This window comes from Kitasatospora sp. NPDC059462, assembly GCF_042749955.1.
GTDB lineage: Bacteria > Actinomycetota > Actinomycetes > Streptomycetales > Streptomycetaceae > Kitasatospora.
Map to the genome: position 1 here is coordinate 42,803 of NZ_JBHYUU010000011.1, position 13,693 is coordinate 56,495.

The following is a 13,693-nucleotide window of genomic DNA, read 5'->3' on the forward strand; positions in this document are numbered from 1 at the left end:
GGACGCCTGTTCCGCCCTCGGCCCGGCTGACTAGGGTGTGCCTTCCGGCGAGCTGTGCCCGCACGGCCGCCGGGCGACCCCTCCTGCCCAGCAGAAGCGGAGTCATACCTTCCGCCAGTGGCCGACTTGTGGCGATTAGATGACTACCTCTTGCGGATTGCAACACTTGTTCACTAACGTCCCGATCATTCCAAGTGCACCTGCCAACCGCAGCTGCTGCATGACGACTCGGGAGGGCCAACCCCTATGAGTGTTCCTCGGATCAGCCGGACCCGGTATGCGGCGGTGGGCCTCGTCCTCGCCACCGCCGGCGCCCTCGCGCTGCCGTCCGGCACCGCCGTCGCCGCCTCCGGGTCGGAGTCGACGACCGGTCCGCTGCTCAGCTACGTCGTCAACACCAAGGCCAACCACGGTCAGGTGCAGAAGGTCGAGAAGGCGATCACGACCCTCGGCGGCACCGTCGTGTACTCGTACGAGCAGATCGGCGTGGTGATCGCCCGCTCGAACGACACCCAGTTCGCCGCCAAGCTGCGGCAGGCCAAGGGCGTCGAGTCGGTCGGCGCCAGCCGCACCAAGGGCATCACCGCCTCCGAGGACCGCGTCGCCGAGGTCGCCGCCGCTCCGGCCGGCACCGCCGCCGCGGGCGAGGAGCCCCTGTGGGCCAACCAGTGGGACATGCGCCAGATCGGCGTGGACAAGGCCCACAAGCTGTCCCTGGGCAGCAACAAGGTCACCGTCGGCGTGCTGGACTCCGGCATCGACGGCACCCACGAGGACCTCGCCGCCAACATCGACGCCTCGCAGTCGGTCTCCTGCATCGACGGCGGCAAGCCGAACACCGCCTGGGAGGCCTGGCAGCCGGGCGTCGACGGCGACCACGGCACCCACGTGGCCGGCACCATCGCCGCCGCCAAGAACGGCAAGGGCATCGAGGGCATCGCCCCGAACGTCAAGCTCGCCGCGGTGAAGGTCGTCGACGACGGCGGCTTCATCTACCCGGAGTACGCCATCTGCGGCTTCGTCTGGGCCGGTGAGCACAAGTTCAAGGTCACGAACAACAGCTACTTCGTCGACCCGTGGATGTTCAACTGCCAGAACGACGCCGACCAGGCGGCGATCACCACCGCCGTCCGCCGCGCCGTCGAGTTCTCGCAGCGCAAGGGCGTCCTCAACGTCGCCGCCGCGGGCAACGAGAACATCGACCTGGCCCACAAGACCAAGGACGTCGCCAGCCCGGACGACACCACCCCGGCCGAGCGCCCGATCACCCAGGACTGCCTGAACCTGCCGACCGAGCTGGACGGCGTCGTGGCGGTCTCCTCGGTGGGTGTCAACGGCGAGAAGTCGTACTACTCCAGCTACGGCAAGAACAAGGTCACGGTGGCCGCCCCCGGTGGCGACCGCCGCTACCAGATCCCGAACACCCCGGACCAGAACGGCCGCGTGCTGTCGACCATCCCGGGCGGCAAGTACGGCTACATGCAGGGCACCTCGATGGCCTCGCCGCACGCCGCCGGCGTGCTCGCCCTGCTCGCCAGCACCCACCCGTGGGCCAACGCGGACGAGCTGACCGAGCTGCTGACCAACCAGGCCGAGTCGCACGCCTGCCCGACCGCCCCGTACAACCCGGGCGGCGCCGGCGAGTGGACCGCCACCTGCGAGGGCGGCGCGGACGACAACGGCTTCTACGGCGCGGGCATCATCAACGCCGAGAAGGCGGCCCAGTGGTGGCGGTGAGCCACGGCTGACCGGCTGACACCCTGAACGCGCGACGGGGGCGGGACTTTCGAGTCCCGCCCCCGTTCCGCGTGCCGCCCCGCGTGCGGCCCCGCCGGCCGTGACGCGTGCCGCCCCGTCGGCCCGGCGCCGCCGGCTCACTCGAAGTGGTGCTCCCAGACCGTCTCCACCGACGGCTTGCCGTGCAGGTCCGGCACCTCCTGCAGCCAGGCCGGCCGCCCCGCCCCGCCCTGCTCCGCGCCGCCCGCCGCCGCTCCGCCTCGCGCAGCTGCTCGGGGGTGGAGAACCCCTCCGGCAGCCACTCGGCGGAGAGCACCGCCCGCGCCGCCAGCTGGTTCACGTAGGCCCGGCGCAGCTCCCCGACCGAGCCGAAGCCCGGCTCGTCCGCCAGCCAGGCGTCCGGCACCAGCGCCACCACCTCCTCCAGCAGCCCGACGGTGACCTTCGGCCCGAGCTCCTCGTCGGCGAGCCGGACGTCCGGGTGGTACCCGCCGAGGGCGTGGGCGCTGAGGTCGTACCGCTTGCCGACGGAGGCCTCGGCGGCGGACCAGCGGTGGTGGAAGACCAGCGCGGCGCCGTTGTCGATCAGCCACAGCCTGCGGTGCCAGACCATGAGGTTGGGATTGTGCACCGTCCGGTCGACGTTCCCGGTGAGCGCGTCCAGCCAGACCACCCGGCCGGCCTCGACCGGGTCGACCTCGATCATGCCGGGCCGGAAGTCGCGGGCGCCGGGCAGCAGGTCCATGCCGAGGTTGATCCCGCGGCTGGCCCGCAGGATGTCCTGGATCTCCGGGTCCGGCTCGCCGTCGGCGACGGCCGGGTCGAAGTCCACCAGCCGCAGCTCGGGCACCGGCAGGCCGAGCCGGCGCGCCAGCTCGCCGACGATCACCTCCGCCACCAGCGCCTTGCGGCCCTGGGCGGCCCCGGTGAACTTCACCACGTAGGTGCCCAGGTCGTCGGTCTCCACCACGCCGGGGACGGAACCGCCGGCCCGCAGCGGGTCGACGTAGCGCACTGCTGTCACCTGTTCGAGCACATCCGCCACCCTAACGCCCGCTCCGTGCGGGAGGGCGCCGCCCGCCGCCGGCGGCCCGCTGTGATTGGCTTGCCGGGACCACCCGGACGACACCCCGGACGACACCCCGGCGCCGGACGACCGCACGCCGGGCGACCGCACGCCGGACGACCGTACAAGGAGAGCACGACCATGGGACAGGTGCAGGCCACCACCGAGCGGGTCTACGACGCGGCCCCCGAGCGGGTGTACGAGGTCCTGGCCGACTACCAGGTGACCCGCCCCAAGCTGCTGCCCGAGCAGTACAGCGAGTACGAGGTCCGGGTCGGCGGCACCGGCGCGGGCACCCAGGTGCACTGGAAGCTCCAGGCCACCGAGAAGCGGATCCGCGACTGCCTGTTCACCGTCTCGTCCCCGCGCCCGGACCAGCTGGTGGAGAAGGACGCCAACTCCAGCATGGTGATCACCTGGACCGTCGCGGCGGCCGGCGAGGGCCGGACCAAGGTCACCGTCACGGCGACCTGGCAGGGGGCGACCGGTATCGGCGGCTTCTTCGAGCGGACCTTCGCGCCCAAGGGCCTCAACCGGATCCACGACCAGGTGCTCGCCAACCTGGCCGCCGAGGTGCGCTGAGCCCCGCCCGGGCTCCGGCGGAGCCCACCGGAGTTCCGTCCTCCCGGACCTCCCCCTCAACTCGTCCAGGAATTCGACGAGTTCGTCCACCCGTACGAGCGACGCGCCGTACGGGTGGACGCCCCGCCACCTGCGGGTGACGAGGCCTCCGTGCGCGCCGCGGCCACCCTAGGCTCGCCGCCGTGCATATGACGATCCTTCACATCTCGCAGCCCGTCGACGGCGGAGTGGCCCGCGTCGTGGTCGACCTGGTCCGCGGCCAGCGCGAGGCCGGCCACCGGGTGCTGGTCGCCTGCCCGCGCGGCGGCCGGCTCGCCGAGGAGGCCGCCGCCGTGGGCGCGTTGGTCCAGGACTGGCCGGCCCGGCGCCCGCCCGGCGCCACCACCGCGGCCGAGGCCTGGCGGCTGCGCCGGATCGTCCGGGCCGCCGCGCCCGACGTGCTCCACCTGCACAGCGCCAAGGCCGGGCTGGCCGGCCGGCTGGCCGTGCGCGGCGCGGTGCCGACCGTCTTCCAGCCGCACGCCTGGTCCTTCGCCGCCGTGGACGGCCCGCTCGCCGCGGCCACCCTGCGCTGGGAGCGGTACGCGACCCGCTGGGCGCACCGGCTGCTCTGCGTATCCGTCCAGGAGCGGACCGACGGCGTCGCGGCCGGCCTGCACGCCGACTGGGCGGTGGTGCCCAACGGCGTGGACGTGCGGCACCACGCGCCCGCCGACCGCCGGGCCGCCCGGATCGCGCTGGGCCTGGAGCCGGCCGGGCCGCTCGCGGTCTGCGTGGGCCGGCTCTGCCGCCAGAAGGGCCAGGACGTGCTGCTCACCGCCTGGCCCGAGGTGCGGCGCCGGGTGCCGGGGGCCAGGCTGGCGCTGGTCGGCGGCGGCCCGGACGCGGCCCGGCTGGCCGCCATGGTCCGGGAGAGCGCCGAGGGCTCCCGGGTCCGGCTGGTCGGGGACGTCGCCGACCCGCGGCCCTGGCTGGCCGCGGCCGACCTGGTGGTGCTGCCCTCGCGCTGGGAGGGCATGGCGCTGGCCCCGCTGGAGGCGATGGCCTGCGGGCGGCCGGTGCTGCTGACCGACGTGCCCGGGGCCCGGGAGTGCCTGCCGCCGTCCGAACGCGCGTCCGCGCTGGTGCCGCCGGAGGACGTGTCCGCGCTCATCACCCGGATGGCGGAAGCGTTGTCCGATCCGATCGAGTGCGAGCGACGCGGCACCCGGCTGCGCGAGCACGCCGCGGCCCGTCATGACGTTCGATCGGTGGTCGAACAGGTCGACGCGCTCTACCGCGACCTGCTGGGGGCCGGCCGGGTGCCCGGGCGGCGCCGCGCCCGTGTCCCGCAGCGGATCTGATCGTTTCACATGCCGTGAATGCCCCGCCGCCTCGGCGCTGCCGTATTCGCACCCTCCACCGGTTGTGGGTGAGGGCCAAATCAGACATACCTATTAATGGGCGGCTGGAATGAAACGGCAAGTCAACTTCCAGCATTCAAGCCGGTTTTCGGTAACGTCTGATTTTGCCTGCTTCGTTTCGATTTCACGCCGGGAATTCGCGAGAAAACCGAAAGTCGCCAGCGGTAGCAGGTGCTGTCAGGACCGCGCTCACCGGGCCTGGACGGCCACCCCGGGCCACCCCGTGCCGGACCGCCGTCACCCCGGGCACACAGCAGGGGAGTTCGTCCGCCGATGACCATTGACCACGACAGCGTGCCACGGCCCGGTCGCTCCCTGTCCGGCCCGCGCCGCCCCGCCACCGGGCTGCTCGACCGCCCGACGCGCTCCGCCCAGGTCCGCAGCGCCCCGCCGGCCCGTCGGCACCGCCGCCCGGTCCGCTCCCGGCTCGCGCTGCCCGCCGCCCTGGTCGCCGTCGACGCGCTCGCCCTCTGCACCGCCACCGGCACCGCCAACCGCGCCCTGGACCCCGCCGTCCGGGTCGCACCGCTGCTCGGCGTCGCCGCCCTGCTGCCCCTGCTGATCCTGCTCAACCTGGCCGGCGGCCTCTACCGCACCCGGCTCACCCTCTCGGTGCTCGACGAACTGCCCGCCCTCACCGCACGGGCCCTGGTCGCCACCGCCTTCGCCATCAGCCTGGCCGGCTGCCTGGAAGGCCACTGGCCCGCCTCCGGCCCCGCCACCCCGGCCCGGCTCACCGTGCTGCTCGGCACCCAGCTGGTGCTCGCCGTCTGCGGCCGCGCCGTCCTCTACCACCTGGTGCGCCGGGTCCGGCGCAACCGCCCCAGCCCGGTCCTGGTGCTCGGCGCCGGCCGGCTCGGCCGCCGGGTCGCCGCCGCCCTCAGCGAGCGCGGCGAGTACGGGATGCGGCCGGTCGGCTTCCTCGACGCCGACCCGCCGCTGTTCGCCGGCGACACCGACCTGCCCGTGCTCGGCGGCCGGGAGGTCCTGGAGCGGGAGGTCCGCCGCCACCGCGTCCACCACGTGGTCGCCACCGCCGGCGCCGCCGACGAGGCCGAGACCGCCGCGACCCTGCGCGACGCCGCCCGGCTCGGCTGCCAGGTCTGGCTGGTCCCCGCGCTGCGCGAGTACGGCTCGCTCGCCGCCGGGCGGCTGGCCGGCGCCGACCACGTCTGGGGCTTCCCCTGCCTGCCGGTCGGCCGCGCCGCGATGCGCCGCCCCGGCTGGGCCGCGAAGCGCACCCTGGACGTCACCGCCGCCGCGATCGGCCTGTTCCTGCTCGCCCCCGTCCTCGCCCTGTGCGCGCTCGCGGTCCGCTTCGACACCGGCCCCGGCGTCCTGTTCCGCCAGCAGCGCACCGGGCTCGACGGCCGGGTCTTCACCGTCCTCAAGTTCCGCACCCTGCGCCCCAGCAACGAGCACGAGTCCGCCACCCGCTGGAACATCTCCCAGGACCACCGGATGGGCACCGTCGGCCGGCTGATGCGCCGCAGCTCCCTCGACGAGCTCCCGCAGCTGTGGAACGTGCTGCGCGGCGACATGAGCCTGGTCGGCCCGCGCCCCGAACGCCCCTACTTCGTCATGCGGTTCAGCCAGGCCTACCCCGAGTACGCGGACCGCCACCGCGTCCCGGTCGGCCTCACCGGCCTCGCCCAGGTCAACGGCCTGCGCGGGGACACCTCGATCGAGGACCGGGCCCGCTTCGACAACCGCTACATCGAGAGCTGGAGCCTCTGGCAGGACGTCAAGATCCTGTGCCGCACCGCGGCCCTCATGCTCCACCCGGACGGGAGCTGATCAACGCCGTGGCCCTGACCCTCGCCGCACCCCCGCGCCCCGCCGGGCTGTTACGGCGCGCGGGGGGCGTCGTCGACCGGCGCCCCAGCCTGGTGGCCGCGGCCACCGTGCTGCTGGTCTGCGTCCCCACCGGGGAGAAGGACGTCGCCGCCGCCGTCCACGTCACCGCCGCCGACCTCGCCTCGCTCGCCCTGGTCGCGCTCACCGCCGTGCACCTGCTGCGCGGCCGCACCCCCGCGATCGGGCGCGGCGACGCCGTGCGGTTCGGCGCGGTCGTGCTCGCCGCCGCCGTCGCCACCGTCGGCTCGACCGACCCGGCGACCAGCCTCACCGGCTTCGTCCGGCTCACCCAGGTCTTCGTGCTCGTCCCGGCCGCCGTGCTGTGCGCCCTGCGCGACCGCACCGACCAGCGGCTCGTCCTCGGCTCCTTCGTGGCCGCCGCCCTGGTCCAGGGCGTGGTCGGCACCCACCAGTTCCTCACCGGCACCGGCGCCTCCTACACCGGCCGCCCGATCCGCGCCGTCGGCACCTTCGGCGCCCTGGACATCATGGCGATGTCCACCGTGGTCAGCTACGGCCTGCTCGCCGCCCTGGCCCTCGGCATCGCCGAGCGGGGCCCGGACGGCAACGCCCGGCTGCGGCGGGCCCTGTTCGCGACCGCCGCGTTCCTCGTCCTCCCGCTCGCCGTCTCCTTCAGCCGCGGCAGCTGGATCGCCACCGCCGTGGCCGCCGGCGTCCTGCTGCTGCGCGCCGACGCCCGGCTCGCCGTGCGCGGCGCCGTCCTCGCCGCGGCCGCCGCCGTCGTCCTGGTCGGCGGGTTCGGCCTCGGCGGCTCCGGCGTCACCGCCCGGCTCAGCTCGATCGGCTCCGTCTCCGAGGCCCCCGACCAGTCGGTCTCCGACCGCTACGACCTGTGGGCCACCGCCGGGCGGATCTGGCAGGACCACCCCGTCTCCGGCGCCGGCCCCAAGGCCTTCCAGCAACTGCGCGACAGCCACGCCCCGCTGCGGCTCTCCTCCGGCAGCGACGCCGCCGACGCCACCATCGGCTTCCAGCGCGAACCGCTGCTCTCCCCGCACAACATGTACTTCCTGGTGCTCAGCGAGCAGGGCCTCGTCGGCATCGCCGCCTACGGCCTGCTCTTCCTCGGCCTGCTCCTCGGCTGCCTGCGCACCGCCCGCGGCCCCGGCCTCGCCGCTCTCGCGCTGCTGACCTGGGTCCTGGTCGACTTCCTCTACGCCGACATCGGCGGCACCACCACCGTGCTGACCTCGGTCGTCCTCGGCCTCGCCGCCCGTGCCGCGCGTCCCCGCGAGGCGGTCGCATGACCGCGGACCGGCCCACCGCGCTCGGCCCCCCGGCGCTGCCCGCCCCCCGGCCCGCGCCGCCCGTCGCCGCGCCCGCCGCCGGCCCCCGCCGCGGCTTCCTCGCCAGGGCCTTCGGCGTCACCGCCGTCCTCAGCGCCGCCGGCTCCGCCCTCGGCCTGCTCCGCGACCTGCTGCTCGCCCGCTACTTCGGCGCCAACCAGGGCACCGACGCGTTCCTGGTCGCCTGGACCGTCCCCGAGACCGCCGCACCGCTGCTCATCGAGGACGCCATGTCCTTCCTCATGGTGCCCGCCTTCGCACTCGCCCTGGTGCTCCGCGAGGAACGCCCCGACGGCCCCGACCCGGTCCGCCAGCTGGTCCGCGCCACCCTGCCCTGGCTGCTGCTCGCCCTCTCCACCCTCTCGCTGGGCGCCGCGCTCGGCGCCCCCCGGCTGGTCGACCTGCTCGCCCCCGGCCTCGCCGACCCCCGGCTCGCCGTCACCTGCACCCGGATCACCGCGATCACCGTGCTGCCCTTCGGCGTGGCCGGCTACCTCGCCGCCGCCCTGCGCGCCCACCACCGGTTCACCGCCCCGGCCGGCATCTACGTCGCCTACAACCTCGGCATCCTCGGCGTGCTGCTCACCTGCCACGCGCTCTGGGGCGTACGGGCCGCCGCGATCGGCGTGGCCTTCGGCAGCCTGCTGATGGCCGGCCTGCTGGTCGGACCGTTCCTGCGCCGGCTGCGGGGCGGCGGCGGACGCCAGGCCCGCGGCCGGCACTCGCGCAACGCCCTGGTGCTGATCCCGCTCGCCCTGCTGCCGGTCGGCGTGTTCACCCTGACCCGCCAGGCCCAGGTCTTCATCGAGCGGTTCCTCGGCTCGGCGCTGCCGCCCGGCACCATCTCGCACCTCAACTACGCCGCCAAGGTCTCCCAGCTGGCCATGACCGCCGGGATCCTGATCTGCACCGTCACCTTCCCGCTGGTCGCCCGGGCACTCGCCGCCGGGGACGTCACCGCCGCCCGCGACCGGGTGGAGAAGGACCTCGGCCAGGCGGCGGCCGTCGTCCTGCTCGGCACCGCCTTCCTGATGGCCTGCGCGCCCTCGGTGGTCGCGCTGCTCTTCGAACGCGGCGCCTTCGGCCCCCGGGACACCGCCGCCACCGCCGCCGTCATCCGGGTCTACAGCTTCGGACTGCTCGCCCAGGCCCTGATCGGGGTGATGATCCGCCCCTACTTCTCGCTGCGCCCGGTGGTGCGCCGGGCCGGCGACCCCAGCCCCGAGGACGGCGGACGCCGGCTGCTCGACTGGTACCCGGCCGCCGCCATGGCCTTCGGCCTGGTCGTCACCGTGGCCGTCGGCCTGCTCGCCACCCCCCGGTTCGGCGCCCTCGGCCTGGCCGCCGGCAACGCGGCCGGCATCACCGCCACCGCGGCGCTGCTGCTGCACGGCCTGGTGCTGCGCGGCATCCCGCTGCGGCTGCGGCGGGTCCTCGGCGGCCACGCCCGGCTGCTGGCCGCGGCCGCCGGCGCCGCCGCGCTCGGCACGCCCGCCGCCGGTCTGGCCGCCGACCCCCTGCTGTCCACCGCGCTCGGTGGTCTCACCGTCGCGCTGGCCTTCGCCGCCCTGGGCACCGGCCTCGGCGCCCGCGAGGTGCGCGGCCCGGTCCGGGCCGCCCTGCGGGTCCTGGGACCGGACCCAGGACCGTCTCCTGTCGCCGATGAAGGGAAGCCTCCCCATGGATGCTGAACGGGGATCAGTCCGGTCGGTCCCGTCCGGTGTGCGCGGCCCCGCCGCACCGGTGGCCGGCGGCCCGCGCACCGACCTGCCACGGGCCGACGCACCACGGACCGGCGCGCCGCCCTCCGGCATCCGCAGACCCCCGGCCCGGCTGCCCGGGAGCCGGCGGCCGCTGCCCGAGGCGCCGGTCACCGGGACCACCTCGCCGTGGATCCTGATGTACCACTCGGTGGCGGTCGAGAAGGAGGACCCCTACCAGCTGACCGTCAGCCCCGAACGGTTCGCCGAGCAGATCGCCTGGCTGCACCGGCGCGGACGGCGCGGGGTCTCGGTGCGCGAGCTGATGCGGGCCCGGGCGGCCGGGCGGGCCGAGAACCTGGTCGGCCTGACCTTCGACGACGGCTACGCCGACTTCGCCCGCCACGCCGTACCGATTCTCCAGGCCTACGGCTTCACCGCCACCGCGTACGTGGTCGCCGACCTGCTCGGCCGCGCCAACGACTGGGACAGCGAGGGCCCCCGGAAGACCCTGCTCACCGTGCAGGAGGTCACCGACCTCGCCGCCGCCGGCTGGGAGATCGGCTCCCACGGCCTCGGCCACCAGGCGCTGACCGGCCTGCCCGCCGACGTGCTCGCCGCCCAGACCCGGGAGAGCCGGAGGGTCCTGGAAGAGGTCGTCGGCGGCCCGGTCACCGGCTTCTGCTACCCGTACGGCGCGGTCGACGCGGCCGCCGCCCAGGCCGTCCGGGACGCCGGCTACGACTACGCCTGCGCGATCGCGCACTCCCCGCTCACCGGCCGCTTCGCGCTGCCCCGCTGCTACGTCGGCGACCGCGACGGCGCCTGGCGCCTGCGCGCCAAGCGCGGCCGCCACCGCCTGCGCGACACCGTCGCCGAACTGCGTCACCGGACGGGCAAGCGGGCGGGCGGCTGACCGGTGAGGGTTCTGCACATCGTCACGGGGCTCTCCTCCGGGGGAGCGGAACGCCAGCTCCCCCCGCTGCTCCGCCACCTGCCGGCCCACCAGCACTGCGAGGTGCTCGCGCTGACCAACCCCGGCGCGGTGGCCGACGCGCTGCGCGCCGAGGGGGTCACCGTCCACCACCTCGGCATGCGCGGCAACCGGGACGTCGGCGCGCTGCCCCGGCTGGCCGGCCGGGTCCGGGCCGGGCGCTACGACCTGGTGCACACCCACCTCTTCCGGGCCGGGCTGTACGGCCGGCTCGCCGCCCGGCTGGCCGGGGTGCGGGCGGTGGTCGCCACCGAGCACTCGCTGCACGCCGGGGTGATCGAGGGCCGCCCGGTCACCCGCGGCGTCAAGGGCCTCTACCTGGCCGCCGAACGCCTCGGCACCACCACCGTCGCGGTCTCCCGGCAGGTCGCCCGGACCCTCAACGCCTGGGGCGTCCCGCCGGACCGGGTGGAGCTGATCCCGAACGGCATCGACACCGCCCGCTTCCGGCGCCCGCCCGCCGACCGGGCCGCCACCCGGGCCCGGGTGCGCGCCGAACTCGGCCTGCCGCCGGACAGCTGGGTGATCGGCGGGATCGGCCGGCTGGTCCCGGGCAAGCGCTTCCACGTCCTGCTGGAGGCGCTGGCCGGGCTGGACGGCACGGCCCGCCTGGTGCTGGTCGGCGAGGGCCCCGAGCGGCCCGCCCTGGAACGGCGGTCCGCCGCCCTCGGCGTCCGCGACCGCCTGGTGCTCACCGGTGAGCGCGACGACGTGCCCGACCTGCTCACCGCCCTGGACGTGCTCGCCGCCCCCTCCACCGAGGAGACCTTCGGCCTCGGCGTGCTGGAGGGGCTCGCGGCCGGCCTGCCGGTGCGTCACAGCGCCTGCCCGGCCCTGGACGAACTGCCGCCCGGCGCCGCCCCGCAGGCCCGCCGGATCCCCTCCGGGGCCGCCGCCTACACGGCCGCGCTGCGCGAGCTGCGCGGCCTCGGCGGCCCCGGCCCCGACCCGCTGCCCCGGCCCGCCGCGGTCGGCCACTACGACATCGTCCGGGTGGCCGCCGACCTCGGCGCCCTCTACGACCGGCTGGCCCGGGCGTGAGCCGGCAGCACCCCCGCAGCCACCGGGCCGCCGGCCGGGCGGCCCGCACAGCCAAGGAGTCCCCCATGACCGAACCGCGCAGAATCGCCCGCCGGCTGGTCGGCCGCTGGTGGCCGGTGGTCCTCGCGGTGCCGCTGGGCGCCGTCGCCGGCGCCGGGTACGCCGTCGTCGCCCACCCCTCGTACGCCGCCAACTCCTATGTGATCGTGGTGCCCGAGACCCCGGGCGAGACCGTCGCCGCGGTCAACTTCGCCCAGGCGTACGGCCGGCTGGCCGGCCAGCCGCAGGTGCTGGCGACGGCCGCCGCCGAGACCGGGCACCGCACGGCCGAGCTGGCGTCCCTGGTGCACGGCACCACCTCGCCGGACGCCCCGATGATCGAGATCACCGGCACCGGGGCCCGGCCCGAGGAGGCCGTCCGGGCGGCGGAGGCGGTGGCCCGTTCGCTGGTCGCCTTCGCCAACACCAGCAGCCGGGAGACCGGCGTGCGGCTGGTTCCGCTGGCCGCCGCCGCGGAGCCGGAGCGGCCGACCACGCCCTCCGGGAAGCTGGACGTCGCGGTCGGCGGCTCGGCCGGCGTGCTGATCGGCGCGCTGGTGATGATGACCCGCCGTCGCAGGGCCGCACCCGGCGCTCCCGCCGCGGGGACCGTCGACGGGACCGCCGCCGGGGAGCCGCCGACCGGGGAACCGCCGGCCGCGACCACCCCGCGTCCGCGCGCCGCCGAGGCCGGGGCCGGACCCGCCGCGGAGCCCGCCACCACGGAGCCCGCCGCCGCGCCCGCGCCCGAGCTCGCCGAGGCCGGGGCCGGGGCGGGCGCCGGGAGCGGACGATGAGCACCGGGGCCGCCGCCCCCGCCGCCGGCCTCCCCGCCCCGGCCCGCTCCTCGCGCTGGACCACCGAGCTGCGCCGCGAGGACGACGCCCTCGACGCGGTGGCCGCCGAGTGGGACGACCTGGTGACCCGCTGCCGGGCGGCCACCTTCTTCCAGTCGGCCGCCTGGCAGTGCTCCTGGTGGCGCCAGTACGGCACCCCCGGCGCGCTGCTGGTGGTCCTGGTGCGCCGGGACGGCCGGCTGGTCGGCGCGGGCGCGTTCCACCGGCGCGGCGGACCGTTCGGCGGGCTGACCGGCCTCGGTGCCGGGCTGATCGACTTCACCGACGTCCTGCTCGACGACGACTGCGCCGACCGCGCCGCCGCGGAGTTCGCCGCTGCCCTGCCGCTCACCCGCCCCTGGCACAGCCTGGAGCTGCGCGAGGTGCGTCCGGAGGCCGCCGTCCAGCGGGTGTTCGAGCAGTGGCACGGCCGGCGCCGCCGGTTCACCGACTCGCTCTGCCAGTACCTGCCCGCCGCCCCGATGGACCAGTTGCTCAAGCGGGTGCCGGGCCGGACCGCCCAGCGCAGCCGGGTCAAGCTGCGCAAGATCGCCGAGTCCGGTGTGGAGGTGCGCGCGACCGCTCCGCAGGAGGTGCCGCAGGCGCTGGAGGGGCTGCTGCGGCTGCACTTCCTGCAGTGGCAGGAGCGCGGTGTCACCCCGGAGCACCGCACCGAGCGGTTCCGCCGGCACCTCACCGAGTCCACCGTCGGACTGGTCGCCACCGGCCGCGCGGCCGTCCACCGGTTCTGGCTGGACGGCGAGCTGGTGGCGGTCGACCTGGTGCTGCTCTGCCCCTCCTTCAGCGGCCTCTACCTGTACGGCGCGCACCCGGAGCTGCGGGAGCGGCTGGACATCGCGGGCCTGCTGTTCGGCGCCGCGCTGGACGAGACGCTGGGCGCGGGCATCCCGGTGATAAGCCTGCTGCGCGGCCAGGAGCCGTACAAGCAGCGCTGGCGTCCGGACCAGCTGCCCAACCAGCGGCTGCTGTTCGGCCCGCGCGGGGCGGCCCCGGCGGCCGCGGCCCGCAGCGGGGCGGTGCGCGCCCGGCGGGCCGCGGTGCACCTGCTCGACACCCGCGCGCCGCGGCTCAAGGAGGCGCTCGCCGCCCGCCGCCGGGACTGACCGCCGC

General features: G+C 75.9%; 10 protein-coding genes and 1 pseudogene. 10 read left to right on the forward strand and 1 reads right to left on the reverse strand.

What is annotated here, in order from left to right:
- Positions 1–246: 246 nt before the first annotated feature.
- The gene (locus ACFXAM_RS05360) at positions 247–1,737 is read left to right on the forward strand and encodes a S8 family serine peptidase (RefSeq protein ID WP_380287673.1); all 1,491 of its coding nucleotides are present in this window, start codon (positions 247–249) and stop codon (positions 1,735–1,737) included.
- Positions 1,738–1,874: 137 nt separating this feature from the next.
- On the opposite strand, the pseudogene ACFXAM_RS05365 reads toward ACFXAM_RS05360, so the two are convergent.
- Positions 1,875–2,773 (reverse strand): annotated as a pseudogene (locus tag ACFXAM_RS05365) (HipA family kinase).
- Between the two features lie 171 nt (positions 2,774–2,944).
- Here ACFXAM_RS05365 and ACFXAM_RS05370 point away from each other — a divergent pair.
- The 9 genes from ACFXAM_RS05370 to ACFXAM_RS05410 all read left to right on the forward strand — a co-directional run bounded on the left by ACFXAM_RS05370 (position 2,945) and on the right by ACFXAM_RS05410 (position 13,686).
- Positions 2,945–3,385 carry an SRPBCC family protein gene (locus ACFXAM_RS05370; protein WP_380287674.1) on the forward strand — a complete coding sequence of 147 codons (441 nt, stop codon included), beginning with the start codon at positions 2,945–2,947 and terminating at the stop codon, positions 3,383–3,385.
- A 188-nt stretch (positions 3,386–3,573) separates the two neighbouring features.
- Positions 3,574–4,728, forward strand: a complete 1,155-nt coding sequence (locus tag ACFXAM_RS05375; protein ID WP_380287675.1) for a glycosyltransferase — start codon at positions 3,574–3,576, stop codon at positions 4,726–4,728.
- Positions 4,729–5,061: 333 nt separating this feature from the next.
- Entirely contained in the window at positions 5,062–6,585 is a 1,524-nt protein-coding gene (locus tag ACFXAM_RS05380) for a sugar transferase (RefSeq protein WP_380287676.1), read from the forward strand.
- An 8-nt stretch (positions 6,586–6,593) separates the two neighbouring features.
- A complete protein-coding gene (locus tag ACFXAM_RS05385; protein WP_380287677.1) occupies positions 6,594–7,913 on the forward strand; it encodes an O-antigen ligase family protein in 1,320 nt (439 codons plus the stop codon).
- Positions 7,910–9,643, forward strand: coding sequence for a lipid II flippase MurJ (locus ACFXAM_RS05390; RefSeq protein WP_380287678.1), 1,734 nt, complete (start codon positions 7,910–7,912; stop codon positions 9,641–9,643). Before ACFXAM_RS05385 ends, ACFXAM_RS05390 begins: the two co-directional genes overlap by 4 nt.
- Positions 9,633–10,568, forward strand: a complete 936-nt coding sequence (locus ACFXAM_RS05395) for a polysaccharide deacetylase family protein (RefSeq protein ID WP_380287679.1) — start codon at positions 9,633–9,635, stop codon at positions 10,566–10,568. Before ACFXAM_RS05390 ends, ACFXAM_RS05395 begins: the two co-directional genes overlap by 11 nt.
- 3 nt (positions 10,569–10,571) lie before the next feature.
- The gene (locus ACFXAM_RS05400) at positions 10,572–11,687 is read left to right on the forward strand and encodes a glycosyltransferase (RefSeq protein WP_380287680.1); all 1,116 of its coding nucleotides are present in this window, start codon (positions 10,572–10,574) and stop codon (positions 11,685–11,687) included.
- A 65-nt stretch (positions 11,688–11,752) separates the two neighbouring features.
- The gene (locus ACFXAM_RS05405) at positions 11,753–12,523 is read left to right on the forward strand and encodes a hypothetical protein (protein WP_380287681.1); all 771 of its coding nucleotides are present in this window, start codon (positions 11,753–11,755) and stop codon (positions 12,521–12,523) included.
- Positions 12,520–13,686 carry a GNAT family N-acetyltransferase gene (locus ACFXAM_RS05410; protein ID WP_380287682.1) on the forward strand — a complete coding sequence of 389 codons (1,167 nt, stop codon included), beginning with the start codon at positions 12,520–12,522 and terminating at the stop codon, positions 13,684–13,686. The genes ACFXAM_RS05405 and ACFXAM_RS05410 overlap by 4 nt, the downstream gene beginning before the upstream one ends.
- The last annotated feature ends 7 nt before the right edge of the window (positions 13,687–13,693 follow it).